Source organism: Rhodovulum marinum (assembly GCF_004343075.1).
Lineage (GTDB): Bacteria > Pseudomonadota > Alphaproteobacteria > Rhodobacterales > Rhodobacteraceae > Rhodovulum > Rhodovulum marinum.
The window spans coordinates 277926-301720 of record NZ_SLXP01000002.1; the positions used below are offsets into that span (position 1 = coordinate 277926).

General features: G+C 68.9%; 25 protein-coding genes. 17 read left to right on the plus strand and 8 right to left on the minus strand.

Annotated features, from left to right (window positions below; all coding sequences use genetic code 11):
* Window positions 1-39 precede the first annotated feature (39 nt).
* The 8 genes from EV662_RS04480 to EV662_RS04515 all read left to right on the plus strand — a co-directional run bounded on the left by EV662_RS04480 (window position 40) and on the right by EV662_RS04515 (window position 7753).
* A complete protein-coding gene (locus EV662_RS04480) occupies window positions 40-480 on the plus strand; it encodes a paraquat-inducible protein A (RefSeq protein WP_132461238.1) in 441 nt (146 codons plus the stop codon).
* Window positions 481-664: 184 nt separating this feature from the next.
* A complete protein-coding gene (gene radA, locus EV662_RS04485) occupies window positions 665-2032 on the plus strand; it encodes a DNA repair protein RadA (protein WP_132460939.1) in 1368 nt (455 codons plus the stop codon).
* 18 nt (window positions 2033-2050) lie between these two features.
* On the plus strand, window positions 2051-2638 hold the full coding sequence (locus EV662_RS04490; RefSeq protein ID WP_132460940.1) for a CvpA family protein: 588 nt from the start codon (window positions 2051-2053) through the stop codon (window positions 2636-2638).
* A gap of 125 nt (window positions 2639-2763) precedes the next feature.
* A complete protein-coding gene (gene purF / locus EV662_RS04495) occupies window positions 2764-4260 on the plus strand; it encodes an amidophosphoribosyltransferase (RefSeq protein ID WP_132460941.1) in 1497 nt (498 codons plus the stop codon).
* A 108-nt stretch (window positions 4261-4368) separates the two neighbouring features.
* A complete protein-coding gene (locus EV662_RS04500) occupies window positions 4369-5031 on the plus strand; it encodes an SDR family NAD(P)-dependent oxidoreductase (protein ID WP_132460942.1) in 663 nt (220 codons plus the stop codon).
* A gap of 100 nt (window positions 5032-5131) precedes the next feature.
* Entirely contained in the window at window positions 5132-5917 is a 786-nt protein-coding gene (gene surE / locus EV662_RS04505; RefSeq protein WP_132460943.1) for a 5'/3'-nucleotidase SurE, read from the plus strand.
* Window positions 5914-6561 (plus strand): protein-L-isoaspartate(D-aspartate) O-methyltransferase, encoded by a 648-nt coding sequence (locus EV662_RS04510; protein ID WP_132460944.1) that lies wholly within the window; start codon window positions 5914-5916, stop codon window positions 6559-6561. Before surE ends, EV662_RS04510 begins: the two co-directional genes overlap by 4 nt.
* 52 nt (window positions 6562-6613) lie before the next feature.
* On the plus strand, window positions 6614-7753 hold the full coding sequence (locus EV662_RS04515) for a peptidoglycan DD-metalloendopeptidase family protein (RefSeq protein WP_132460945.1): 1140 nt from the start codon (window positions 6614-6616) through the stop codon (window positions 7751-7753).
* Window positions 7754-8116: 363 nt separating this feature from the next.
* Here the strand turns inward: EV662_RS04515 and EV662_RS04520 are convergent, their stop codons facing one another.
* From EV662_RS04520 to tatA, 4 genes are read right to left on the minus strand one after another with little or no spacing between them, the layout of a single operon-like run.
* On the minus strand, window positions 8117-8956 hold the full coding sequence (locus EV662_RS04520; protein WP_132460946.1) for an ATP-binding protein: 840 nt from the start codon (window positions 8954-8956) through the stop codon (window positions 8117-8119).
* A complete protein-coding gene (gene tatC, locus EV662_RS04525) occupies window positions 8953-9837 on the minus strand; it encodes a twin-arginine translocase subunit TatC (RefSeq protein WP_132460947.1) in 885 nt (294 codons plus the stop codon). Before tatC ends, EV662_RS04520 begins: the two co-directional genes overlap by 4 nt.
* Window positions 9834-10289, minus strand: a complete 456-nt coding sequence (tatB, locus tag EV662_RS04530; protein ID WP_132460948.1) for a Sec-independent protein translocase protein TatB — start codon at window positions 10287-10289, stop codon at window positions 9834-9836. Before tatB ends, tatC begins: the two co-directional genes overlap by 4 nt.
* A 38-nt stretch (window positions 10290-10327) precedes the next feature.
* On the minus strand, window positions 10328-10540 hold the full coding sequence (gene tatA / locus EV662_RS04535; RefSeq protein ID WP_132460949.1) for a twin-arginine translocase TatA/TatE family subunit: 213 nt from the start codon (window positions 10538-10540) through the stop codon (window positions 10328-10330).
* A 215-nt stretch (window positions 10541-10755) separates the two neighbouring features.
* Here tatA and EV662_RS04540 point away from each other — a divergent pair, with 215 nt between their 5' ends.
* Window positions 10756-11133 carry a rhodanese-like domain-containing protein gene (locus tag EV662_RS04540; protein ID WP_132460950.1) on the plus strand — a complete coding sequence of 126 codons (378 nt, stop codon included), beginning with the start codon at window positions 10756-10758 and terminating at the stop codon, window positions 11131-11133.
* A 66-nt stretch (window positions 11134-11199) separates the two neighbouring features.
* Here the strand turns inward: EV662_RS04540 and EV662_RS04545 are convergent, their stop codons facing one another.
* Window positions 11200-12312 carry an ABC transporter ATP-binding protein gene (locus EV662_RS04545; RefSeq protein WP_132460951.1) on the minus strand — a complete coding sequence of 371 codons (1113 nt, stop codon included), beginning with the start codon at window positions 12310-12312 and terminating at the stop codon, window positions 11200-11202.
* A gap of 142 nt (window positions 12313-12454) precedes the next feature.
* Window positions 12455-13045: a transglycosylase SLT domain-containing protein gene (locus EV662_RS04550; protein ID WP_132460952.1), complete on the minus strand. Its 591-nt coding sequence runs from the start codon at window positions 13043-13045 to the stop codon at window positions 12455-12457.
* 321 nt (window positions 13046-13366) lie between these two features.
* Between EV662_RS04550 and gatB the strand changes: the two genes are divergently transcribed.
* From gatB to EV662_RS04565, 3 genes are all read left to right on the plus strand, one after another.
* Window positions 13367-14875 carry an Asp-tRNA(Asn)/Glu-tRNA(Gln) amidotransferase subunit GatB gene (gatB, locus tag EV662_RS04555; protein ID WP_132460953.1) on the plus strand — a complete coding sequence of 503 codons (1509 nt, stop codon included), beginning with the start codon at window positions 13367-13369 and terminating at the stop codon, window positions 14873-14875.
* 143 nt (window positions 14876-15018) lie between these two features.
* Window positions 15019-17040, plus strand: a complete 2022-nt coding sequence (locus tag EV662_RS04560; RefSeq protein WP_132460954.1) for a coiled-coil domain-containing protein — start codon at window positions 15019-15021, stop codon at window positions 17038-17040.
* A 71-nt stretch (window positions 17041-17111) separates the two neighbouring features.
* Window positions 17112-17510, plus strand: coding sequence for a DUF4177 domain-containing protein (locus EV662_RS04565; RefSeq protein ID WP_132460955.1), 399 nt, complete (start codon window positions 17112-17114; stop codon window positions 17508-17510).
* A 1-nt stretch (window position 17511) separates the two neighbouring features.
* Here EV662_RS04565 and EV662_RS04570 read toward each other — a convergent pair whose 3' ends face one another.
* Window positions 17512-17766 (minus strand): BolA family protein, encoded by a 255-nt coding sequence (locus EV662_RS04570; protein WP_132460956.1) that lies wholly within the window; start codon window positions 17764-17766, stop codon window positions 17512-17514.
* Window positions 17767-17842: 76 nt separating this feature from the next.
* On the opposite strand from EV662_RS04570, the gene EV662_RS04575 reads away from it, so the two are divergent.
* Window positions 17843-18469 (plus strand): DnaJ domain-containing protein, encoded by a 627-nt coding sequence (locus EV662_RS04575; protein WP_132460957.1) that lies wholly within the window; start codon window positions 17843-17845, stop codon window positions 18467-18469.
* 162 nt (window positions 18470-18631) lie between these two features.
* Here EV662_RS04575 and msrB read toward each other — a convergent pair whose 3' ends face one another.
* The gene (gene msrB / locus EV662_RS04580; RefSeq protein WP_132460958.1) at window positions 18632-19102 is read right to left on the minus strand and encodes a peptide-methionine (R)-S-oxide reductase MsrB; all 471 of its coding nucleotides are present in this window, start codon (window positions 19100-19102) and stop codon (window positions 18632-18634) included.
* Between the two features lie 694 nt (window positions 19103-19796).
* Here msrB and cobS point away from each other — a divergent pair.
* From cobS to cobT, 4 genes are all read left to right on the plus strand, one after another.
* Entirely contained in the window at window positions 19797-20768 is a 972-nt protein-coding gene (gene cobS / locus EV662_RS04585; RefSeq protein ID WP_132460959.1) for a cobaltochelatase subunit CobS, read from the plus strand.
* Window positions 20765-21148 (plus strand): hypothetical protein, encoded by a 384-nt coding sequence (locus EV662_RS04590; protein WP_132460960.1) that lies wholly within the window; start codon window positions 20765-20767, stop codon window positions 21146-21148. The genes cobS and EV662_RS04590 overlap by 4 nt, the downstream gene beginning before the upstream one ends.
* Before the next feature lie 89 nt (window positions 21149-21237).
* Window positions 21238-21660, plus strand: a complete 423-nt coding sequence (locus EV662_RS04595) for a hypothetical protein (RefSeq protein ID WP_132460961.1) — start codon at window positions 21238-21240, stop codon at window positions 21658-21660.
* A gap of 257 nt (window positions 21661-21917) precedes the next feature.
* Entirely contained in the window at window positions 21918-23795 is a 1878-nt protein-coding gene (gene cobT, locus EV662_RS04600; protein ID WP_132460962.1) for a cobaltochelatase subunit CobT, read from the plus strand.

Consider the following 23795-nt stretch of genomic DNA (forward strand, 5'->3'; position numbering starts at 1 on the left):
CCCCGGGAAAAAGGGGGATCGCCAGAGATGGCACCGCGTATCCTTAAACTGTTCAACCTCGCCCTTCTGATCCTCTTCCCCCTCGCCTGGTTCGCCCCCCTGATGCGCGCCGGGCTGCTCCCCCTCTTCGGCCTCAACGAGATCTCCGTCCTCTCCGGCCTCGCGTCGCTCTGGCAGACCGACATCCTCCTCGCTCTCCTCGTCACCTTCTTCGCCCTCGTCGCGCCCTACCTGAAAACCATCGGCCTTGCGCTGATCCACCACGACCTCGCCTCACCGCGCCTGCTGCCCGCCATCCACCTGATGGGCAAACTCGCCATGGCCGACATCTTCCTCATCGCGATCTACATCGTCATCGTGAAAGGCGTCGGCCTCGCCCGTGTCGAAACCGCCTGGGGCCTCTACCTCTTCACCGCCTGCATCCTCGCCTCCCTCGCCCTCTCGATCCTGACGACACGCACCCTCCGCCGCAAAACCTGATCCCTTCTTCTGGCCACAATCATCCCGGGGGAGGCGCCCGCCAGGGCGGCGGGGGCAGCGCCCCCCGCGCGGGCCGCAGGTCCGCGCCACGCCCAACCCCGGACCAGCGCGGCGCAGGCCGCGCGCAGGCCCGGGGGCGGGAGAGCCCCCTTGCCCGCCCCGCGCCGCTGGGGCAGGAAAGGCCATGGCCAAGGCTCCGACCCTTTTCACCTGCACCGCCTGCGGCGCGTCCCACCAGAAATGGGCGGGGCGCTGCGATGCCTGCGGGGCGTGGAACACCATCCAGGAAGACACCCCCCTTTCCGCCGCCCCCGCGTCGAAATCGCTGGGCAGCGTGCGGGGCAAGACGCTCCCCCTCTCAGACCTCGCCTCGACCGACCCCGAACCGCCCCGCGCGGCCAGCGGCATCGACGAGTTCGACCGGGTGCTGGGCGGCGGCCTCGTGCCGGCCTCGGCGATCCTGGTGGGGGGCGATCCCGGCATCGGCAAGTCCACCCTTCTTCTGCAGGCCACCGCCGCTTTCGCCCGCAGGGGGCTATCCTGCGTCTACATCTCGGGCGAGGAAGCCAGCGCCCAGGTGCGAATGCGCGCCCAGCGCCTCGGGCTGGCCGATGCCCCGGTGAAACTCGCCACCGAAACCAACCTGCGCGACATCCTGACGACGCTGGATGCCGAGAAGCCCGATCTTGCCATCATCGACTCGATCCAGACCATGTGGGCCGACCAGGTCGACAGCGCGCCGGGCTCGGTCACCCAGGTTCGCGCCGCCGCGCATGAACTGACCGCCTTCGCGAAACGCCGGGGCAGCGCGGTGATGCTGGTGGGCCATGTGACGAAAGAGGGCCAGATCGCCGGCCCCCGCGTGGTCGAGCACATGGTCGATACCGTGCTTTACTTCGAGGGCGAGCGCGGCCACCAGTTCCGAATCCTGCGCGCGGTCAAGAACCGCTTCGGCCCCGCCGACGAGATCGGCGTGTTCGAGATGACCGGCCAGGGCCTGGCCGAGGTGCGCAACCCCTCGGCCCTGTTCCTGTCCGACCGGGGTGAACCCGCGCCCGGCACCGCCGTTTTCGCCGGCATCGAGGGCACCCGCCCCGTCCTGACCGAAATCCAGGCCCTCGTCGCCCCCTCGCCGCTGGGCACGCCGCGGCGCACGGTCGTCGGCCTCGACGCGGGGCGGCTGTCCACCACGCTTGCCGTGCTCGAGGCCCGCTGCGGCATCCCCTTCGCCGGGCTCGACGTGTTCCTGAACGTGGCCGGCGGACTTCGCGTCACCGAACCCGCCGCCGACCTTGCCGTGGCCGCCGCGCTTCTGAGTGCCCGCGAAGATGTCGCATTGGCGCCGAACTGTGTCCTTTTCGGCGAGATATCCCTGTCGGGCGCGCTGCGGCCGGTGGGCCAGACGGAAAACAGGTTGAAAGAGGCGCAGAAACTTGGTTTTTCCACGGCCATCGCGCCCGCCAACAGCAAACTGGGCGCGCCGACGGGCATGAGCGTGCGCCAGATCGCCGATCTTGCCGCCTTCGTCGGAGAGACATTCGGCGCCGGATAAGGCCGAGGAGGGACGAGCATGGAAGGGTTCACCGCAGTGGACGGGGGCGTCGCCGTCGTCATCCTGCTGTCCGCGATCCTGGCCTATTCGCGCGGCTTCGTGCGCGAGGTGATGGCCATCGCGGGCTGGATCGTGGCCGCGGTCGTGGCGTTCATCTTCGCCCCCCAGGTCGAACCGCTGATCTACGAAATTCCCGTTCTGGGCAACGTGATCGGCGGGTCATGCGAACTGGCGATCCTGGCGGCCTTCGCCGTGGTGTTCATGGTCGCGCTGGTCGCCGTGTCGCTGTTCACGCCGCTTTTGTCCTCGATGATCCAGGGCTCGGTGCTGGGCGGGCTGGACCAGGGCCTGGGTTTTCTGTTCGGCGTGGCGCGCGGCGTGCTGCTGATCGCGGTGGCCTTCCTTGTCTACGGCATGGTGGTCACGACCGAAAGCTACGCGGTGGTCGACAATTCCCGCTCGGCCGAGATCTTCGCCTCGCTGACCGACCGCATCGCCCAGTCCGACCCCGACAAGGCGCTGGGCTGGCTGACCGGACAATACGAGGCGCTGATGGGCAGTTGTGCCGAACCCGCCGAACCCCGCCGCCTGCCCCAGGTCGAGTGAACGCCACCGCTTGGATGCCCGGCGCGATACCGGCGTGTTCTTTTGTGATCCTTTCGTGACACCGCGCGCCCAAGCGCGTAGAGAGGGGCCAGTCCCCGCCATATGGATTCGGAGCCCCGCTGCCCATGCGCCCGACGTCCCCGCATGATACGCCGAAAGGCGATCTGCCCCCCGCCCATCCCTTCGATGACGACAAGCTGCGCGAGGAATGCGGCGTCTACGGCGTGATCGGCCTGTCCGAGGCCGCCAATTTCGTCGCCCTCGGCCTGCACGCCCTGCAGCATCGCGGCCAGGAGGCCGGCGGCATCGTCAGCTATGATCCCGAAACCGGGTTCAACTCGGCCCGCCGCTTCGGCTATGTGCGCGACAACTTCACCAAGGCCAGCCTGATGGAGACCCTGCCCGGCACGCTGGCCATCGGGCACGTCCGCTATTCCACCGCCGGGTCCAAGGGCCAGACCGCGATCCGCGACGTGCAGCCCTTTTTCGGCGAGTTCTCGATGGGCGGGGCGGCGATCGCCCATAACGGCAACATAACCAATGCCAACGCGCTTCGGCGCGAGCTGATCAACCACGGCTCGATCTTCCAAAGCTCGTCCGACAGCGAATGCATCATCCACCTGATGGCGCGGTCCTTCCAGAAGAACATCCCCGAGCGGATGAAGGACGCGCTCCGCCGGGTCGAGGGCGCCTTTTCCGTGGTCGCCATGACCCGGACCAAGCTGATCGGCGTGCGCGACCCGCTGGGCGTGCGCCCGCTGGTGCTGGGCCGTCTGGGCGAGGGCTGGGTGCTCAGTTCCGAAACCTGTGCCCTCGACATCATCGGCGCCGAGTTCGTGCGCGACGTCGAGCCCGGGGAAATGGTCGTGATCTCGCCCGAGAAGGGCGTCGAAAGCTTTTACCCGTTCGAACGGGTCAGCTCGCGTTTCTGCATCTTCGAACATGTCTATTTCTCCCGCCCCGATTCGATCCTGGGCGGGCGGTCGGTCTATGAAACCCGCCGCCAGATCGGCGTGGAACTGGCCCGCGAGGCGCCAGTCGAGGCCGACCTGGTCTGCCCCGTGCCCGACAGCGGCACCCCCGCGGCCATCGGCTATGCCTTCGAGTCCGGCATTCCCTATGGCATGGGGATCATCCGCAACCAGTACATGGGCCGCACCTTCATCGAGCCGACCGAACAGATCCGCAACATGGGCGTCCGGCTGAAACTGAACGTCAACCGCGCGCTGATCGAGGGCAAGCGGGTGATCCTGGTGGACGACTCGGTCGTGCGCGGCACCACCAGCCGCAAGATCAAGGAAATGATCCTGGACGCGGGCGCCGCCGAGGTGCATTTCCGCATCGCCAGCCCGCCCACCGCCTGGCCCTGTTTCTACGGCGTCGATACGCCCGAGCGCGAGAAATTGCTCGCCTCCCACATGTCCGAGGAAGAGATGCGCCAGCACCTCGAGGTGGACAGCCTGCGCTTCATCTCGCTGGACGGGCTCTACCGCGCCGTGGGCGAGGCCAATGGCCGGAACGCTAAGTGCCCGCAATATTGCGACGCCTGTTTCTCGGGCGAATACCCGGTCGCGCCCTCCGACATGATCGCGAAGGGATTCCAGACCAAGGCGGCGGAGTGAGCGCAGCCGCATCGCGGCGGCCCTGCGCGCCCGTGTCACCCCCGCCCACGGGGATCCGCCTGCGCAGAGCATCTTGACTACAACACTCGGGTATTCCAAAGACCGGTCATGACAAATCAGAAAATTGCCCTTGTGACAGGCGCCTCGCGCGGGTTCGGCGCGGCGGCCGCCGAAGAGCTGGCCCGGCTGGGCTATCACGTCGTCGCCGTCGGCCGCACCACCGGTGCGCTCGAGGAACTCGACGACCGTATCCAGGCGGCAGGCGGCCATGCCACGCTGGCGCCCATGGACATCACCGAAACGGATGCCATGCGCACGCTGTGCCGGGGCATCTACGACCGGTGGGGCCACGTGGATATCTGGGTCCATGCCGCGATCCAGTCGCCCCCCTTCAGCCCGGCCGAACAGGTCGACCTGAAATTCTGGACCAAGGCCGTCGCCGCGAATGTCGAGGCACTGGCCGTGCTGATGCAGTTCATCGCGCCGCTTCTGCGCACCGCCGAAGGCGGCGGAACGGCGGTTCTGATCGACGATGCCGCCGAAGGCCCGTTCCTGGGCGCCTATGCCGCCTGCAAGTCGGCCCAGCGCGCGTTGTTCACCGCCTGGGAGGCCGAACAGTCGCGCCTTCAGGACGTGCATGTCCGCCGCTTCGTGCCCGCGCCGATGCCCACCAACCACCGCAACCGGCTTTATCCCGGCGAGAACACCGAGACCCTGGCCCGCCCGGCCGACGAGGCGCGCAGGATGGTGACCGAACTGGGGCTTGGCTGATCCCCGCGGGCCGGGCGGGCCCGCCCGCCCGCGCCACATGCTTTACGGTCACCGTTCTTGTCTCTAAGGAAGGGCCAAAGGCACAAGGCGGCAGGCAGGCATGCGCATTCTCATCACCAACGACGATGGCATCAACGCCCCGGGCCTCCGGGTGCTGGAGGCCATAGCGCAGGACATCGCCGGCCCCGAGGGCGAGGTCTGGGTCGTCGCGCCCGCCTTCGAACAATCGGGCGTGGCGCACAAAATTTCCTATACCCACCCGATGATGATCGCCGAGCTGGGGCCCCGCCGCTTTGCCGCCGAAGGCTCGCCCGCCGATTGTGTGCTTGCGGGGCTTTACGACGTGATGGCCGATGCCCGGCCCGACCTGGTGCTGTCGGGGGTCAATCGCGGCAACAACGCCGCCGAGAACGCGCTTTATTCCGGCACGCTGGGCGGCGCGATGGAGGCCGCCCTTCAGGGGCTGCCCGCGATCGCACTGTCTCAATACCTGGGCCCGCTGAACTTCGACGAGGCGCTGCAATTCGAGGCCGCCGCGGCCCATGGCGCGGCCACGGTGCGCGCGCTGGTCGACCAGGGCCACTGGGACAGCGCCGATTACCGGCTGTTCTACAACGTGAACTTCCCGCCGGTCCCCGCCGATCAGGTCAAGGGGCTGCGGGTCGGCCCCCAAGGCTATCGCCGCGACGCCTCCTTCGGGGTGGAACCGCACCGCTCGCCCTCGGGGCGCAAGTTCCTGTGGATCAAGGGGGGCGCGCAGAACCTGCCGACCGCGCCGGGATCGGACGCGGCGCTGAACCTGGACGGCTATATCGCGGTGACGCCGATGCGCGCGGACCTGACCGCCCATGACGCGATCGACGATCTGAAGGCACGGCTGGAATGACCGGGGACGACGCCGCCGAACGCAAGATGCAGTTCCTGTTCGCGCTCCGCTCCAAGGGCGTGACCGATGCCCGCGTTCTCGGCGCGATGGAAAAGATCGACCGCGGCGTTTTCATCAAGGGCCATTTCGCGCCCCGCGCCTACGAGGACATGCCGCTGCCGATTTCCTGCGGCCAGACGATCAGCCAGCCCTCGGTGGTGGCGATCATGACCCAGGCGCTGAACATCCAACCCCGCGACAAGGTGCTGGAGGTGGGCACGGGGTCGGGCTACCAGGCGGCGATCCTGTCGCGGCTGGCGCGCCGGGTCTATACCGTGGAACGCCACCGCCGCCTGGTGGCCGATGCCCAGGCCCGGTTCGAGGCGCTGGGGCTGACCAATGTCACCGCCATCGCCGCCGACGGTTCCTACGGGTTGCCCGAACAGGCACCCTTCGACCGCATCCTGGTGACCGCGGCGGCCGAGGATCCCCCCGGCCCCCTATTGGCGCAACTGCGCGTTGGCGGTATCATGATCGTGCCCGTGGGGCAGTCGGACACCGTTCAGCGGCTGATCAAGGTCACCCGGAACGAGACCGGCCTGGATTACGACGAGCTCCGGGAGGTGCGTTTCGTGCCGCTGGTGGAGGGGCTCGGGAACGACTAGTCATAGTCCGAGGGTCCGGGCAAACGGGCCCCGCATCAGTGAGGATCGAGCGATGTCCATTGGCGACCGTCCTGCCCGTTTGCCCTTCCGCGTCCTGGCCCTGGGGCTGGGTGTCGGCCTGCTTGCCGGGTGCGAAAGCGGCTGGGATTACGATTTCCGCAATCTCGCCGACAACGGGCGCAACCAGCCCGTGCGGGTCGAGGCCGCGCCGCGCCCGGAACCGGATGCGCGCGGCGTGATTTCCTACCCGACCTACCAGGTGGCCGTGGCGCGCCGTGGCGACACGGTGGGCACGGTGGCGAACCGGGTCGGCCTGCCCGCCGAGGAACTGGCCCGGTTCAACGGCATCCCCGGCGCCGCGCAACTGCGCGAGGGCGAAATCATCGCCCTGCCCCGGATGGTGGCCACCGCCGGCGCGACGGCCGGCGACGGGCAGATCGACATCACCACGCTGGCCGGCGACGCGATCCAGCGCGCCCAGCCCGGCGCCCCCTCGGCCGTGGCCGGCGCCCCGGGGCAGGAACCCGTGCGCCACAAGGTCGAGCGCGGCGAAACCGCCTATTCCATCGCCCGGCTCTACAACGTGACGCCGCGCGCACTGGCCGACTGGAACGGGCTGGGCCCCGACCTGTCGGTGCGCGAGGGTCAGTTCCTGCTGATCCCGGTCCCCGCCGACGAGATCGCCGCCGCCGCCCCGCCCGCGGCGACCACGCGGCCGGGCGCAGGTTCCCCCGCGCCGACCCCGCCCAGCGCCGCGAAACCCCTGCCGCGCGAAGAAACGCCCGCGGCCAGGCCCGAACCCCCGGCCTCCCCGAAAATGGAGACCCAGGGCACGGCCCGCGCCGCCTTCGCGATGCCGGTGCAGGGCAGCATCATCCGCGGCTATCAGAAGGGCAAGAATGATGGGATCGACATCTCGGCCCGCGCGGGCAGCGCGGTGAAGGCCGCCGCCGACGGCACCGTGGCCGCGATCACCCGCGACACCGAACAGGTGCCGATCCTGGTGGTGCGCCACCCCGACAACATGCTGTCGGTCTATGCCAATATCGAAGGGATCGCGGTGCAGAAGGGCGACGCGGTCAAGCGCGGCCAGAACGTGGCCAAGGTGCGCGCGGGCAGCCCGGCATTTCTGCATTTCGAGTTGCGCAAGGGCTTCGAAAGCGTCGACCCGATGCCCTATCTGACGCCGTAGGACCGCCCCCCGGGTCCGGGGTCATTCGCCTGTCGAACAGGTTTCGCCTCGCTGCGCGAGGCGACCGGGGGCCGGGGGCTGACGCCCCCGGCCCTTTGGCGTTGCAGCTTGCGGCCCGGGCCGTGCCGAAACCGGCGGCAGGCACCGCACGGATCCCAAAAGGCCACGACACCGTGCCGGCCCCACGCCACCGGGGTCACCCCCAGATCGGATACGTCATCGCAGCGGTCCGGTTTCGCCTCGCTGCGCGAGGCGACCCGCGCCGGGGCTGCGCCCCGGCGATCCTTTGCCATTGGTCACGGAAACCGGACAAGGCCCCGCCCGGCCCCGCCCCGGCAGGGGCCGACGGGCAAGGCCGCGCGTCTAAAGCCGAACGCCCTTGCGCGCCGCGAGATCGGTGAAGAACTGCCACGCCACGCGGCCCGACCGTGCGCCCCGGGTGGCCTGCCATTCGATTGCCTCGGCGCGCAGGTCGGCGGCGTCGATCTCGACCCCCCAGGCCTGGCAATAGCCGCCGATCATCGACAGGTATTCGTCCTGGCTGCAGGGGTGAAAACCCAGCCACAGCCCGAACCGGTCGGACAGCGAGACCTTTTCCTCGACCGCCTCGGAGGGGTTGATCGCGGAACTGCGCTCGTTCTCGATCATGTCGCGCGGCATCAGGTGGCGCCGGTTCGACGTGGCGTAGAACACCACGTTCTCGGGGCGCCCCTCGATCCCGCCGTCCAGAACCGCCTTGAGCGACTTGTAATGCTGGTCGTCATGGGAAAAGGACAGGTCGTCGCAGAACAGGATGAACCGTTCCGACGCGCCACGCAGCAGGCCCAGCAGCCGCCCGATGGATGGCAGGTCCTCGCGCTGGACCTCGACGATCTTCAGCGCGTGCCCCTCGGCCACCACCGCGGCATGCACCGCCTTGACGAGGCTCGACTTGCCCATGCCGCGCGCGCCCCACAGCAGCGCGTTGTTCGCGGGCAGGCCCCGGGCGAAATGGCGGGTGTTGTCCAGCAACGTGTCGCGCGACCGGTCGATCCCCTGCAACAGCGACAGGTCGACCCGGTTGACCTGCGCCACCGGGGCCAGCCGGTCGGGGGAAACATGCCAGACGAAGGCGTCGGCACCCGAGAAATCCGGCGCGCGGGCCGGCACCGGGCTGATCCGCTCCAGCGCCTCGGCGATGCGGGTCAGGGCGTCGGCGGTCACGGGCGGGCGTCCCCGCCCTCGTCGAACTCGCGCATCAGCGGGTCTTCATCCTCGTCTTCGTCGAACCACAGGCCCTGCTCGCGCAACTCCTTCTCGCGCTTCTTCTCGACGCGGCGCACCAGCAGGATCGAGATCTCGTAAAGCCCGTAGACCACCACGAACAGGATCACCTGGGTGATGACGTCGGGCGGTGTGACCAGCGCGGCCAGCACCAGGATGGCCACCACGGCATATTTCCGCACCGAGCCGAGACCCGCGGCAGAAACCAACCCCGCCTTGCCCATCAGCGTCAAGAGAACCGGCAACTGGAAACACAGCCCAAAGGCCAGCACGAACTTGATCGTCAGCGACAGGTATTCCTGCACCGAGCCATGAAAGGTGATACCCGCGGTTTCCGAGGGCACCTCGCCCCCATCGGCCGCAAGGCTGCCCACCTGCTGGAAGCCCAGGAAGAAGTCGAAGGCCAGCGGCGTGACCACGTAAAAGGCGAACGCCGCGCCCAGGAAGAACATGAAGGGCGAGGCGATCAGGAAAGGCAGAAAGGCCGATTTCTCGGACCGGTACAGCCCCGGCGCCACGAACCGCCACATCTGGTAGGCGATGAACGGAAAGGCCAGCGCCAGACCGCCGACAAGCGATATCTGGATCGCGACGAAGAACCCTTCCTGCAGCTTGATCAGGTACAGCCCGCAATCCTGCCCGCGCTCGGCCAGCGCGCCGCAGATCGGGTGGGTCAGGAAATTGAAGATCGGGTTCCAGACGGTGAAACAGATCACCATCGCCACGACAAAGGCCGCGACCGAGTAGATCAGGCGCGAGCGCAGCTCGGCCAGGTGCTCGATCAGCGGCGCAGAGCTGTCGTCGATCTGGTCGGTGCTCATGCGTCGCTCTTGCTGTCGGGGGCCGGTGCGGGGGCCGCGGTGTCGGCGGCCGCGGCCGCCTTCTCGGCATCAAGCCGGGCCTGGCCCTTCTCCTCCATCGCGCGGCGGATCTTGTCGGACTGGACCTTGCGCTCTTCGGTCAGCTCGGCGGTGGCCGGACCCTTTTCGGGGCGTTTCGGTTCCCATTTCTCGAATTTCTCGGCCGCCTCGTTCAGCTTGTCCAGGCCCATCTTGCGCGGGTTTGCGGCGTCCTTCAGGTCGTTGGCCATGTCCTTGACGCCGGCCTGGTCGGCGGCGTCGTCCATCGCGCGCTGGAACTCGCGCGCCATGTTGCGCGCCTTGGCGGTGAACCGGCCCAGCGTGCGGAACATGCCCGGCAGGTCCTTGGGGCCCACCACGATCAGCGCGACGATGCCGATCAGAAGAAGTTCGGTCCAGCCGAGGTCGAACATGGGATCAGGGCCTCACGACGGGCAGCGGGCAAGGCGTCCTACGCCTTGTCCTTGTCTTCCTCGGGGGTGACGTCGCGCGCGGCCTCGAGGCTTTGCTTGGCCTCTTCGGTTTCCTCCTTCACGCCCTTCTTGAAGGCGGTGATGCCCTTGCCGACCTCGCCCATCAGGGACGAAATCTTGCCGCGCCCGAAAAGCACCAGCACCACGACGGCAATGAGCAGGAGGCCGGGAAGGCCGATATTGTTCAGCATGTCTTCTCCCTCCGGACGGGCGCATCCCCGCCCCGCTTGGAATTCTGTCTGTCACATCTATTCAGTCTTGCCGGCAGATCAAAGACCCATTCCGCGCGGTTTCCGCGATTATTTGCCCCTTTCCCCCCGATGCCAAGGCTTGCGGGGCGGCGGGCCCTTGTCCAAGCTTGCGCCATCCCGGCCCGGCCGGGCCCCGAGACACAAGGAGAACCCCCATGCATACCGAGGACGTGAACGGCAAGGTGCTGGAACACTGGACGGTCGACGACCTTCAGAAAGGCATGGCAGAGGGCCGCGTCGTGCTGATCGACGTGCGCACGCCGCAGGAATACATGTTCGAATATATCCGCGGCTCGCTGCTGCTGCCGATGGCGGCCTACGACCCCTCGTTCCTGCCCGAGGAAGGCGACAAGCGCATCGTGTTCCACTGCGGCTCGGGCGTGCGCTCGCGCAAGGTGGCCGAGGCATACCTGGCCGCGGGCCACGACCACGCGGCGCACCTGGAGGGCGGGTTCGCGGCGTGGAAGACCGCGCACAAACCCTATATCGGCACCGACATGGCATCCGGCGCGCCGGTGGCGGTGCACGGCTAGACCGCCGCGTGCCGGGGGCGTCAGCCCCCGGCCCCCGGTCGCCTTGGCGAAGCCAAGGCGAAACCCCTATCCGGCCACCTGGGCCGCCCGCCCCTGCCCCGGCGACGGGAACACGAAACAGCGGTCGCGCCGGATCATCAGCCACATCGGCGTGCCGGGCTTCGGCAGGAAGACCGCCGGAACCGTCGCCTTCAGCACCGTCCCGTCATAGTCCATACGGAACTCGACCAGGCTTTCCGACCCCATGAACCGCGCGCGTTCGACCACGGCACGCGCGGGCACCCCGTCCTCGGGCGTCGGGTTGGGGCCGCGGCCGTTGCGGTCGAAGTCGATCTTAACGTGCTGGGGCCGGATGATGATGTCCACCTCCGATCCGTCGGGCATCGCCGGCGTCAGGAACTGGCCGAACGGCGTCTCGGTCAAAAGCCCCTGAACCTTTCCGCGGATCACGTTGATATCGCTGAAGAATGCCGCCGCGGCCCGGTCCACCGGCGCGTTGTACAGGTTATAGGGCGCGCCCTGCTGGACGATCCGGCCGCGCCGCATCAGGGCGATCTCGTCGGCCATGCGCATCGCCTCGTCGGGTTCGTGCGTGACCAGCAGGACCGCGGCCCCCTCTTCCTTCAGCACGCGCAGGGTCTCGTCGCGGATCTCGTCGCGCAGCCGGTTGTCGAGCCCGGAAAACGGCTCGTCCATCAGCATGATCTTGGGCCGCGGCGCCAGCGCACGGGCCAGCGCCACGCGCTGTTGTTCGCCCCCCGAAAGCTGGTGCGGGTAGTCGTCGATATAGCGGCCCAGGTCCACCCGCCTCAGCAGTTCCTCGACCCGCGCCCGCTTCTCGGCGCGCGACCCGCTCAACCCGAAGGCCACGTTCTCGGCCACGCTCAGATGCGGGAACAGCGCGAAATCCTGGAACATCAACCCCACCGACCGCCGCTCGGGCGGCACCCGGAAGACGGTGTCGCAGATCAGCTTGCCGTCGATATAGATCTCGCCCGTATCCTGCATGTCGACGCCCGCGATCACCCGCAGCGTCGTCGACTTGCCGCACCCCGACGGCCCCAGCAGGCAGGTCACCTGCCCCGGCATCACCTTGAACGACACGTCGTCGACGACGCGCCGCCCGTCGAAGGCCCGGGTGATGTTCCGGATTTCCAGCCGGGGGGTCGTGGTGCTCAAAACCTGCCTCGCGCGTCAATTCCGATGGAATTTATCGGGTTATACGCGCAGATATCAATGCATCACCGCGCCCGCAAGGCGCCGCACCCCGCCCTTTGCCACAATTACGGGCACTGCGCCCGGAATGACGCCACACGCACCCCTAGCCGCCGCAATAGGGCTGGGCGCGGGTCCAGGCGGCGATTTCCTCGCGCTTGGCGGCCACCGTCATCGGTCCCCAGTCGGCGGCCACGCCGCCGCCGCCCGCCGCCACCACGCCGTCGCGCGGCACCGTGGCCGCGGCGATGCGGATCGCGCATTTCAGGTTGGCCGCGCCATTCGTCAACTCGGCCGCGCTGGTCGCCGCGCAGCCGTGATACCGCGCGGTCGCGGGCGAGATCTGCATCAACCCGATATACCGTCCGCCGCCGCCCACCGCCTTGGGATTCCAGGTGCTTTCATGCTTGGCCAGCGCCGAGAACAACCCCGCCCAAAAGGCCCGGCGCTGCGCGGGGCCGGCCTTTGGATAGGCCGGGCACCAGCGCCCGATATCGGACGGCACCGTCTCGGCCAGCGCCGCGCCATAATCCGACAGCGCGCTCAGGCTGGCCCGGGTCCAGGTGCTTGCTTCCGGGCGGTGATCCCAGCGCATCGTCGGCAATCCGGCGGTGTCGAAGGCGGCCCGTTGGGGCGCCTCGGCGCTTCCGCAGGACACGGGCAGGATCAGGCAGGCAGCAAGCAGAAGGCGGCGCATTCCGGGGATCCGTGGCGACACCGGGTCGCGCCCGGCAGCGCCTTATCGCCGACTCATGTGGCTCCGGGCAACCCCCGGCCCGGCACGGTGGCAAAGCTCCGCTCAAGCGGCGCGGCGCCGGGGCCCGCCTCGCTGCATCTCTTCGGCGATCTTGGCGACGAAAGCGGGCCGATGGCCATGCCGGCGTCTTGCGCCCAAGCACCATCTCCGCCCCGATCCGCCCCCACGGGCCGCGGCAGTTCGCGTGAACCGCGCGCGAGTCTTGCCCCGCCCCCGCGCCTCGCCTAGAACGCGGCCCATCCCCGCCAAGGAGTGTGCGCCATGCTCGACCTGACTTACGAAGCCCCGAAACCCAAGGTGATCTCCGGCGCCAAGGCCGATTGGGAACTGGTGATCGGGCTGGAAGTGCACGCCCAGGTGTCGTCCCGGGCCAAGCTGTTTTCCGGCGCCTCGACCGCCTTCGGCGCCGAACCCAATTCCAACGTGGCCTTCGTCGATGCCGCGATGCCCGGCATGCTGCCCGTGATCAACGAGTTCTGCGTGGCCCAGGCCGTGCGCACCGGGCTGGGGCTCAAGGCCGCGATCAACCTGGTCTCGGCCTTCGACCGCAAGAACTATTTCTACCCCGACCTGCCGCAGGGCTACCAGATTTCCCAGCTTTATCATCCGATTGTCGGCGAGGGCGAGGTGCTGGTCGACATGGGCCCGGGCGTGGCCCGCCTGGTGCGCATCGAACGGATTCACCTCGAACAGGACGCGGGCAAGTCGATCCACGACATGGACCCGCACATGTCCTTCGTCGACCTCAACCGCACCGGCGTCGCGCTGATGGAAATCGTCAGCCGCCCGGATCTGCGCGGCCCCGAGGAGGCGGCGGCCTATGTCGGCAAGCTGCGCCAGATCATGCGCTATCTCGGCACCTGCGACGGCAACATGCAGAACGGCAACCTGCGGGCCGATGTGAACGTGTCGATCTGCGAACCCGGCGCGTACGAGAAATACCGCGAGACCGGCGACCATTCGGTGCTGGGAACACGCTGTGAAATCAAGAACATGAACTCGATGCGCTTCATCCAGCAAGCGATCGAGTACGAAGCCCGCCGCCAGATCGCCATCGTCGAGGATGGCGGAAGCGTCGTGCAGGAAACCCGGCTGTATGACCCCGACAAGGGCGAGACGCGGTCGATGCGGTCGAAGGAAGAGGCGCATGATTACCGCTATTTCCCCTGCCCCGACCTGTTGCCGCTGGAGATCGAACAGGGCTGGGTGGATGACATTGCGGCCAGCCTGCCGGAACTGCCCGATGAGAAAAAGGCCCGCTTCGTCAAGGACTTCGGCCTGACCGAATACGACGCGAGCGTGCTGACGGCGGACGTTGAGCTGGCCGATTACTTCGAGAAATCCATCGGAAAAGGCGACGGGAAACAGACCGCCAACTGGGTCATCAACGAGGTGCTGGGGCGGGCGAACAAGGCCGAGGTGGCGGTGACGGAAATCGCCGCACCCGAGGTTAACGCGGCCATCCTGGCCCTTGTGGCGTCGAACGAAATCTCTACGAAGATCGCCAAGGAAGTCCTTGAAATCCATATCGAAACCGGGCGCGATCCGGTAGAGATCGTGGACACCGAGGGGATGAAACAGGTCACCGATACCGGCGCCATCGAGAAGGTGGTCGACGAGATCATCGCCGCCAACCCCGAACAGGTGGAAAAAGCCAAGCAGAATCCGAAGCTTGCGGGCTGGTTCGTGGGCCAGGTGATGAAGGCCACGGGCGGCAAGGCCAACCCGCAGGCGGTCAACGAGATCGTCGCGAAGAAGCTGGGCGGTTAACCCTTTTCACGGCGGCGTGAGCATATGAATTCCATATGAATCGCATATGAATCCCATATGAGCTTTTTCGGACTCTCCGCCGCCGGTTGATCGGCCGCCCGCCGGCCTGTAACCCTTGATCGCGGGGTGCAGGGTGCGAGGCGATGCTGGGCAAATCCGGGGATTACGCGAAGACCGGCAAACTGATCGTGACCGTCGCGGCGGTGGCGGTCGACCCCACGGGGCTGGCCGCGGCGGGGGCCGGGCTGGATGCCTACCTGCACCACCACGACCGGCTGGCGGGCCGGACCCCGGACCTTGCCAAACTCAGCGCCGAGACTGGCCGGAAACTGACCACCGCGCTGAAGGACAAACGCTTCGACAAGCCGGACGGCGCGCGGATACTCCTGCCGCAGATGCTGGACTGCGCCCTGCCCCGCGGCGACGATTTCGTGGCGCACGGGCTGGACCATGACGCGATCCTCGACTCCCTCGTGGCGCGGCTGACCGACCCCGAGCACACCCGCCCCGAGATGATCGCGGCCTTTCGCGACCTCTACGGCCCCCTGCTGGCCGAGATCTGCAACGACCCGCGGTTGAAACAGGCCCTCGACCCGGCGCTGGTGCGGGACCGGGTGCAGCGGGAAAAGCGGATCGAGACCAAGGTCGACAATCTCGACGGACGGCTGGCCAACCTCGAAGCGCAATCGCGCGACATGCTGGAGGCCATCGCCCTGCGCTTTGGCGAAACCGCGCCCGAGGACATGGCGCTGGCCGATCTCAAGGCCTTTCTGGTCGAAAAGGCCAAGGACTACCGCGCGCTGAAGGCCGAGGTGGAGGCTATCGACGACGGGCTGAAGCGGCTGTCGAACCTGAAAGCCGCCGCCAAGGGCGCCATCGAGGCGGGCGATCTGGACGAGGTGGAAAACCTCTTGTCGCGCGTGCAGGAGGTCGAACTGGAAGAGGCCGCCAAAACCGCCGAACTGCGCGCCGGGAACGCCCTGCTGCGCGGGCGGGTGGAACAAGCCTTCACGGTTCTCTCTGCCGCCGCCGACAGCTTTCGCGCAGTCGACCCGCTGGAACCGGCGCGGCGGCGGCTGTTGGGCTATCAAGACATGCTCTACGCGCATGGGCTGCGCTTCGGCGGGCCGGGTCTGGCCCTGTCCGCCGACCTGGCGCGCCCCGCGCTGACCGACCCGTTGCGTGAGAAAGACCCGGACCTTTGGGCGGGCGGCCATGTCAACCTCGCCATCGCGCTCCAGACCCAGGGCGAACGCACCGCCGGGCCGGAGGGCGCGGGCCTGCTGGACGAGGCCGTCGCCGCCCATCGCGCCGCGCTGCGCGTCGTCACCGAGGAGGCGCACCCGGTGGACTGGGCCAGGACGATGCAGAACCTCGCCATCGCGCTCCAGACCCAGGGCGAACGCACCGCCGGGCCGGAGGGCGCGGGCCTGCTGGACGAGGCCGTCGCCGCCTATCGCGACGCGCTGCGCGTCGTCACCGAGGAGGCGCACCCGGTGGACTGGGCCAGGACGATGCAGAACCTCGCGGGCGCGCTCCAGACCCAGGGCGCGCGCACCGCCGGGCCGGAGGGCGCGGGCCTGCTGGCCGAGGCCGTCGAAGCCTATCGCGCCGCGCTGCGCGTGTTCACCGAGGACGCGCACCCGGTGCACTGGGCCACGACGATGCAGAACCTCGCCATCGCGCTCCAGACCCAGGGCGCGCGCACCGCCGGACCGGAGGGCGCGGGCCTGCTGGCCGAGGCCGTCGCCGCCTATCGCGCCGCGCTGCGCGTGGTCACCGAGGAGGCGCACCCGGTGGACTGGGCCATGACGATGCAGAACCTCGCCATCGCGCTCCAGACCCAGGGCCGCCGCACCGCCGGGCCGGAAGGTGCGGGCCTGCTGGCCGAGGCCGTCGCGGCCTATCGCGCCGCGCTGCGCGTCCGCACCGAGGACGACCACCCGGTGGACTGGGCCACGACGCAGGAGAACATGGCGCTGGCGGAAGAGGCGATGGCGGCGCATGACGCCACCGACGAGCCGCGCCCGCATCTGGAGGCGGCGCTGGGCCATGTGGAGGCGGCGCTGCGGGTCTTCGATCCCGAGCATACGAGCCACGAGCACGATCAATGCACCCGGCTCCGCGACCGCATCGCCGCCAAACTCGCCGCGCTGGACGGCTGACCCCGCGGGGGCGTGGCCTTTCGGCCCGAATCGGCTAGATCGAACCGGACAGGTCCAGCGGGGTCTTTGACATGGCTTACGAGTACAGGGTTCTGCCCGCGCCCGAACGCGGCGCGAAGGCGAAGGGGGCGAAGGGGACGGCCGAGCGGTTCGCCGCGGCGCTGACCGAGGCGTTGAACGCGATGGCCGCGGAGGGCTGGGACTACGTGCGCGCCGAAAGCCTGCCTTGCGTGGAGCGCAAGGGGCTGACGAGGCGCGTCGAGGTCACGCAGAACCTGCTGGTGTTCCGCCGCGCGGTGCGCGCGCGGGGCGAGACCGGGGTGGCCGACAGCCCCGAGGCGATCGCGGCGGCGGCCGCGGCCTCGCTGGAGGCGGGGCCGGAGCCGCGTTTCGCGCCGTCGCTGGGGGCCGCCCGGCGCGAGGCCGCGCCCCGGCCCGGCCGGCCGCTGGGCCCGGCGCGCGAGGAGTAACCTACTCGATCTTGAGCGCCAGCGCGTGGATCCGGCCCACCAGCTCGGGGCCGAGGGCGCGGTGGACGGCGCGGTGCCGCTCGATCCGGGACATCCCGCCAAAGGCGGGGGCGGCGATGGTCACGCGGAAATGCGTCTCGCCCCCCTCGCGCCAGCCGGAATGGCCGCGGTGGCGTTCGCTGTCATCGACAACCTCCAGCCGGTCGGGGGCAAAGGCCGCCTGCAGCCGCCCGCGGATTTTCTCGGTCATGCTCATTTTTCGACGCTCGCCCCCTTCATTCCTGACGCAAAACCCCTAAACTCTCTCGTCCGAGTCGAAAAGGTGGCAGGCCATGACGAAAACCGATCCCTTCGGATTCGACATCTCCGTGTCGGCGGACAAGAAAAAGCGCACCCGCGGGCGGCGGGGGATGTCGGGCGCGTTCGAGACCTCGCAGCGGGTCTGCGAACATGCCGGCTGCAACGAGCCGGGCCAGTACCGCGCGCCGAAATCGCCCGACCACCTGGACGAGTACCTGTGGTTCTGCAAGGACCATGTCCGGGAATACAACCTGAAGTGGAACTTTTTCCACGGCGTCTCGGAAGAGGAATTCGAGGCCCAGATCGACAAGGACCGGGTATGGGAGCGCGAGACCAAGCCCTTCGGCAACCGCGACGAACAGCGGGCCTGGTCGCGGCTGGGGGTGGACGACCCGCACCAGGTGCTGGGCGAGAACGCGACGCGCAACCCCGGCAAGCCGGGCGGGGCAACCCGGCGGCTGCCGCCCACCGAACGCAAGGCGCTGGAGATCCTGGGCGCCGAGGACAGCTGGTCCAAGGTGGAAATCCGCAAGCAATACAAGTCGCTGGTCAAGGATCTTCACCCCGACATGAACGGCGGCAACCGCGCCGACGAGGACCGCCTCCAAGAGGTCGTCTGGGCCTGGGACCAGATCAAGGACAGCCGCAGCTTCCGCTGAACGCGCCGCCGCGCCGGTCCCGCCACCCACGGGACATGGCGCGGAACCGCGCGCGCCGGCCCGCGGTCTCGCCCCGCGCTCGCACTCTTTCGCCGACGCAAAAGGGCCGGGGGCGTCAGCCCCCGGCCCCCGGTCGCCTTGGCGCAGCCAAGGCGAAACCCCTCAGGCGCCCTCGGCCGGACGGAACACCAGGCTGACCCCGTTGATGCAATGCCGCTTGCCCGTCGGCGGCGGGCCGTCGTCGAAGATGTGGCCCAGGTGGCTGCCGCAGCGCCGGCAATGCACCTCGGTGCGCAGCATCAACAGCTTGCGGTCGGCCCGGGTGCCCACCGCCCCCGGACGCGCCTGCCAGAAGCTGGGCCAGCCGGTGCCGCTGTCGAACTTGGTGGCCGCATCGTACAGTGCCAGGTCGCAACCCCGGCAATGGAACACGCCCGCCCGCTTCTCGTCGTTCAGCGGGCTGCTAAAGGCGCGCTCGGTGCCCTCGCGGCGCATCACCCGGTATTCCAGGTCGGTCAGCATCGCCTTCCACTCCGCCTCGCTCCGGGTCACCTCGAAGCTTTCGGCCGCGCGCGCCCTCGGCGCGGCCAGGGCCAGCGCGGCGGCCCCGGTCAGGAAACTGCGTCGGATCATGATGTCCTCCTTTGCGCCACCCTAGGAAACCCGGCCCGCCCCGGCACCTCACAATCGCGCGCGCAGCACGGCGGAAACGGAACGCCACGCCCACGGGGCCGGGGGCGCCAGCCCCCGGCCCCGATCGCCTTGGCAAAGCCAAGGCGAAACCACACCCGCCCGGCCCGCACGTCATTCGCCCCGCGCCCCGGCCCGAACCCCGCCCTTGCCCTCGACCGCCCCTGCCCCGCGCACGACCTGCCGGCCGGGGGCGTCAGCCCCCGGCCGCCGGTCGCCTTGGCAAAGCCAAGGCGAAACCGGCACCGAAACACCCGCGTGCCGGGCAGATGATCGGACAGGGACCAGGAACAGGGGGCAAGACTCGCGAGGGAGGGGCTGCCGGGCAACAACGCCCCGCCCACCGCCAGCGGCGGGCGGGGCCCGCAGATACGTCCCGGATCCGGGCGCATTTGCGGGTATCGCCGGTCGAAACTCGTACAGAAAGGAACTCGCCTGGGGCGACACGTGTCTTGCCTGCGCCGCGCGGGGCCAAGGCCCGCGCAGGACGCCTGACCCGGAAATTCCCCCAGAAAGGTTGAAAAAACGTTGCCGCCGCCGGGGCGCACGGCCGCATCGGGCCCGGGCGCCCCCTTCCCCTTGCACGCCCGGACGATATGTTCCAAGACGGCGCAAGGCAGCGATGGACGGACCGAGCATGAGCAGCGTAGTCAAACCGACCGAGGACATCTCGGTGCGCGATGTCTTTGGAATCGACACCGACATGGTGGTCAGGGGCTTCGAGGACCGCACCGACCGGGTGCCCGATCTGGACAGCACCTACAAGTTCGACCCCGACACGACGCTGGCGATCCTGGCCGGGTTCTCGCACAACCGCCGGGTGATGATCCAGGGCTATCACGGCACCGGGAAATCCACCCATATCGAACAGGTGGCCGCGCGGCTGAACTGGCCCTGCGTGCGGGTGAACCTCGATTCGCACATCTCGCGCATCGACCTGATCGGCAAGGACGCGATCAAGCTCAAGGACGGCAAGCAGGTCACCGAGTTCCAGGAAGGCATCCTGCCCTGGGCGCTGCGCCACGCCTGCGCCATCGTGTTCGACGAATACGACGCCGGCCGGGCCGACGTGATGTTCGTGATCCAGCGGGTGCTGGAGGTGGACGGCAAGCTGACGCTTCTGGACCAGAACGAGGTGATCACGCCGCACCCCTATTTCCGGCTGTTCGCCACCGCGAACACCGTGGGGCTGGGCGACACCACGGGGCTGTATCACGGCACCCAGCAGATCAACCAGGGCCAGATGGACCGCTGGTCGCTGGTGGCCACGCTGAACTACCTGTCCCACGACGCGGAAACCGCGATCGTCCTGGCCAAGTGCCCGCATTACAACACCGACAAGGGCCGCAAGATAATCAGCCACATGGTCACCGTGGCCGACCTGACGCGCACCGCCTTCATGAATGGCGACCTGTCCACGGTGATGAGCCCCCGGACGGTGATCGCCTGGGCGCAGAACGCCGAGATCTTCCGCAACGTGGGCTACGCGTTCCGCCTGACCTTCCTGAACAAGTGCGACGAGCTGGAACGCTCGACCGTGGCCGAATTCTACCAGCGGCTGTTCGACGAGGAACTGCCCGAAAGCGCCGCCAGCGTGAGCCTGGGGTGATCCGGGCCGCGCTGGCGCTGGTCCCGGGCCTGGCCCCGGGGCTGACGGCGCCGGCCGCCGCGCAGCCCGACCCGGCCTTCCCCGCCCCCGATTGCGCCGCGCTGTGGACCGCCACGGCCCGGTTCCGCGCGCGCCACGCGATCGACCCCGCACCCCCCGAACCCGCCGCGGCGATGGCCGCCGCCTTTCGCGCGGCGGCGGTGCAGATGGGCGCCGACCCGGGCACGCTCGACGCGCGCATCGCCGCGCTGGTGCCGGTCTACCTGGTGCTGCTGCAACGTTCCATCCTCGACGGCGACCGCGCGGCGCAGGACCAGTACGAATGGCTCTCCGGCCTCTGCCGCGATCTTGCGCAGGCGCGGGGTCTGGCCGGGCACTGACCGGGCAGCCGCGGTGCCGACGCGCAGCTTTCTTACATCGTTTGTATATACAGTCTTGACCGATCCCCCGGCTGCCGTACCCTTGTGCCATGGCAGCTTCGACCGAACGCATCCTCGGCGGTGCCCTGGCCGCGGCCCTTTGCGCTCCGGCCGCCCTCGCCGCCCCCTCCACCCCGGCCACGCCCTGGCAACGGGCCGAGCTGTTCGCCACCTGTTCCGGCCGCCTGGCCGCCATGGCCACCCGCCAGCACGCCGACCGCGACCCGGCCTGGAGCGAAACCGCCGAGCAGCGCGCGATGTTCGACATGATGCTGGACGCCACGCTGCCCAGCGCGATGGACCACGGCGTGCCGCAAGACGCCCCCCTGCGCTGGCGTTCCGCCGGCTGGGTCGAGATGGCGGGATTGCTGGCCGACATCTCCTATAGCGACGACCCGGGCCGCATGACCCGGGCCCGCGACGCGCTCACGGCACGGATCGGCGCGTGCACGGGGCTTTTGCTGGGCGGCTAGAGCGGCCGCGCAAAGGGGGGCTCTGCCCCCCGTCCTTCGGACTCCCCCCGGGATATTTGCGGCCAGAAGAAGAGCCCGGTTTGTCTTTTTCCTGGTGGAAATACTCCGGGGGTCTGGGGGCAGAGCCCCCAGCCGGTCGCCCCGGCGACAGCCGGGGCGAAACCCGGAACGCGGGTCCGGGGCGGTTTGGGGGCACTGGCCATTCCCCTGCAACACCCCTAGATTGGCCAGCGCCAGCCCACCGGATCCGGACCTCCATGACCGCCAAGCCCACCGACAACCCCGCCGACCCGTTCAAGAAGGCGCTCGCCGAGGCGACGAAGGTGCTCGCCGACGATCCCGAGATGGGCGTGACCTACTCGGTCGATCCGCCGGGGATGACGGCCGACGCGGTGCGCCTGCCGCAGGTCAGCCGGCGGATGACACGCGAGGAGGTGCTGCTGGCGCGCGGGACGGCGGATGCCTTTGCGCTGCGGCGCAGGTATCACGACGGTGCCACACATGCCCGCTATCGTCCGCAGGGGCAGATGGCGCGCGACCTTTACGAGGCGATGGAGACCGCCCGCTGCGAAGCGGTGGGCGCGCGCGCCATGCCGGGCACGGCCAGCAATATCGATTGCGTGATCGCCGCCGAGGCGGCGAAGCGCGGCTATGGGCAGGCGCGCGAGGCGGGCGAGGTGCCGTTGTCGGTCGCCGCGGGCTACATGGTGCGCCAGCTGGCCACGGGCCGCCCGCTGCCCGAGGGCGCCGGGAACGCGATGGAGCTGTGGCGCGGGTTCATCGAGGACCAGGCCGGCGGCACGCTGGAGGGGCTGGAGGACGTGTTGGCCGACCAGGCGGCCTTTGCCCGGTTCGCCCGCCAGGTCATCACCGACCTGGGCTATGGCGACCAGCTGGGCGAGGACCCGGATTTCGACGAGGAGGAGGACCAGGAAGATAGCGCGGAATCCGAGGACGACGCGCCCGAGGAATACGGCGAGGAGCAGGGCGAGGAGAGCGAAGAGGCCGACGCCAGCCCCGAGCAGTCGCAGGACGACATGCAGGACGCGGCCCAGGCCCATGTCAGCCCCGACGACATGGCCGACATGGAGATGGGCGAGGAAACCGAGCTGCCCGATGGCGAGGCCCCGCTGGAGCCGCCGCCCCCCGCCCCCCATTCCGAGGCCGATCCCGAATACAAGGTCTTTATCCCCGAGTTCGACGAGGAGATCCGCGCCGAGGACCTGGCCGAACCGGCCGAGCTGGAGCGGCTGCGCGCCTATCTGGACCAGCAGCTGGACCCGCTGAAGGGCGCCGTGGGGCGGCTGGCCAACAAGTTGCAGCGCCGGTTGCAGGCGCAGCAGAACCGCAGCTGGGAGTTCGACCGCGAGGAAGGGATCCTGGATGCGGGCCGCCTGGCGCGCGTGGTGGCGAACCCGACGACGCCCCTGTCCTTCAAGGTGGAAAAGGACACCGAGTTCCGCGACACGGTGGTGACGCTTCTGCTGGACAATTCGGGGTCCATGCGCGGGCGGCCGATTTCCATCGCCGCGATCTGCGCCGACGTTCTGGCGCGCACGCTGGAGCGCTGCGACGTCAAGGTGGAGATCCTGGGCTTTACCACCCGGGCGTGGAAGGGCGGGCAGTCGCGCGAACGCTGGCTGGCCGAGGGGCGTGCGCAGGCGCCGGGGCGGCTGAACGACCTGCGCCACATCATCTACAAATCGGCCGATGCGCCCTGGCGGCGGGCCCGGGAAAACCTGGGGCTGATGATGAAAGAGGGCCTGTTGAAGGAAAACATCGACGGCGAGGCGCTGGAATGGGCGCATCGGCGGATGATGGCCCGGCCCGAGGCGCGCAAGATCCTGATGGTGATTTCCGACGGCGCGCCGGTCGACGATTCCACCCTGTCGGTCAATGCCGCGAACTACCTGGAAAAGCACCTGCGCGACGTGATCGCCATGGTGGAGCGGCGCAAGGCCGTCGAACTGATCGCCATCGGCATCGGCCATGACGTGACGCGCTATTACCAGCGCGCGGTGACGATCACCGACGTGGAACAGCTGGCCGGCGCGATGACCGAGCAACTGGCCAGCCTGTTCGACAAGGATCCGCGGGGCCGCGCGCGGATGGTCGGGATCCGCAAGGCCAGCTAG

Excerpts from the sequence above, each read along its gene's own strand:
- EV662_RS04500 (WP_132460942.1), top strand. The coding sequence starts at position 4,369 with ATGACAAATCAGAAAATTGCCCTTGTGACAGGCGCCTCGCGCGGGTTC.
- EV662_RS04595 (WP_132460961.1), top strand. The coding sequence starts at position 21,238 with ATGGCAGCTTCGACCGAACGCATCCTCGGCGGTGCCCTGGCCGCGGCC.
- radA (WP_132460939.1), top strand. The coding sequence starts at position 665 with ATGGCCAAGGCTCCGACCCTTTTCACCTGCACCGCCTGCGGCGCGTCC.
- surE (WP_132460943.1), top strand. The coding sequence starts at position 5,132 with ATGCGCATTCTCATCACCAACGACGATGGCATCAACGCCCCGGGCCTC.
- cobT (WP_132460962.1), top strand. The coding sequence starts at position 21,918 with ATGACCGCCAAGCCCACCGACAACCCCGCCGACCCGTTCAAGAAGGCG.
- EV662_RS04540 (WP_132460950.1), top strand. The coding sequence starts at position 10,756 with ATGCATACCGAGGACGTGAACGGCAAGGTGCTGGAACACTGGACGGTC.
- purF (WP_132460941.1), top strand. The coding sequence starts at position 2,764 with ATGCGCCCGACGTCCCCGCATGATACGCCGAAAGGCGATCTGCCCCCC.
- EV662_RS04565 (WP_132460955.1), top strand. The coding sequence starts at position 17,112 with ATGGCTTACGAGTACAGGGTTCTGCCCGCGCCCGAACGCGGCGCGAAG.
- msrB (WP_132460958.1), bottom strand. The coding sequence starts at position 19,102 with ATGATCCGACGCAGTTTCCTGACCGGGGCCGCCGCGCTGGCCCTGGCC.
- tatC (WP_132460947.1), bottom strand. The coding sequence starts at position 9,837 with ATGAGCACCGACCAGATCGACGACAGCTCTGCGCCGCTGATCGAGCAC.
- cobS (WP_132460959.1), top strand. The coding sequence starts at position 19,797 with ATGAGCAGCGTAGTCAAACCGACCGAGGACATCTCGGTGCGCGATGTC.
- tatA (WP_132460949.1), bottom strand. The coding sequence starts at position 10,540 with ATGCTGAACAATATCGGCCTTCCCGGCCTCCTGCTCATTGCCGTCGTG.
- EV662_RS04550 (WP_132460952.1), bottom strand. The coding sequence starts at position 13,045 with ATGCGCCGCCTTCTGCTTGCTGCCTGCCTGATCCTGCCCGTGTCCTGC.
- gatB (WP_132460953.1), top strand. The coding sequence starts at position 13,367 with ATGCTCGACCTGACTTACGAAGCCCCGAAACCCAAGGTGATCTCCGGC.
- EV662_RS04510 (WP_132460944.1), top strand. The coding sequence starts at position 5,914 with ATGACCGGGGACGACGCCGCCGAACGCAAGATGCAGTTCCTGTTCGCG.
- EV662_RS04560 (WP_132460954.1), top strand. The coding sequence starts at position 15,019 with ATGCTGGGCAAATCCGGGGATTACGCGAAGACCGGCAAACTGATCGTG.
- EV662_RS04575 (WP_132460957.1), top strand. The coding sequence starts at position 17,843 with ATGACGAAAACCGATCCCTTCGGATTCGACATCTCCGTGTCGGCGGAC.
- EV662_RS04570 (WP_132460956.1), bottom strand. The coding sequence starts at position 17,766 with ATGAGCATGACCGAGAAAATCCGCGGGCGGCTGCAGGCGGCCTTTGCC.
- EV662_RS04515 (WP_132460945.1), top strand. The coding sequence starts at position 6,614 with ATGTCCATTGGCGACCGTCCTGCCCGTTTGCCCTTCCGCGTCCTGGCC.
- EV662_RS04490 (WP_132460940.1), top strand. The coding sequence starts at position 2,051 with ATGGAAGGGTTCACCGCAGTGGACGGGGGCGTCGCCGTCGTCATCCTG.
- tatB (WP_132460948.1), bottom strand. The coding sequence starts at position 10,289 with ATGTTCGACCTCGGCTGGACCGAACTTCTTCTGATCGGCATCGTCGCG.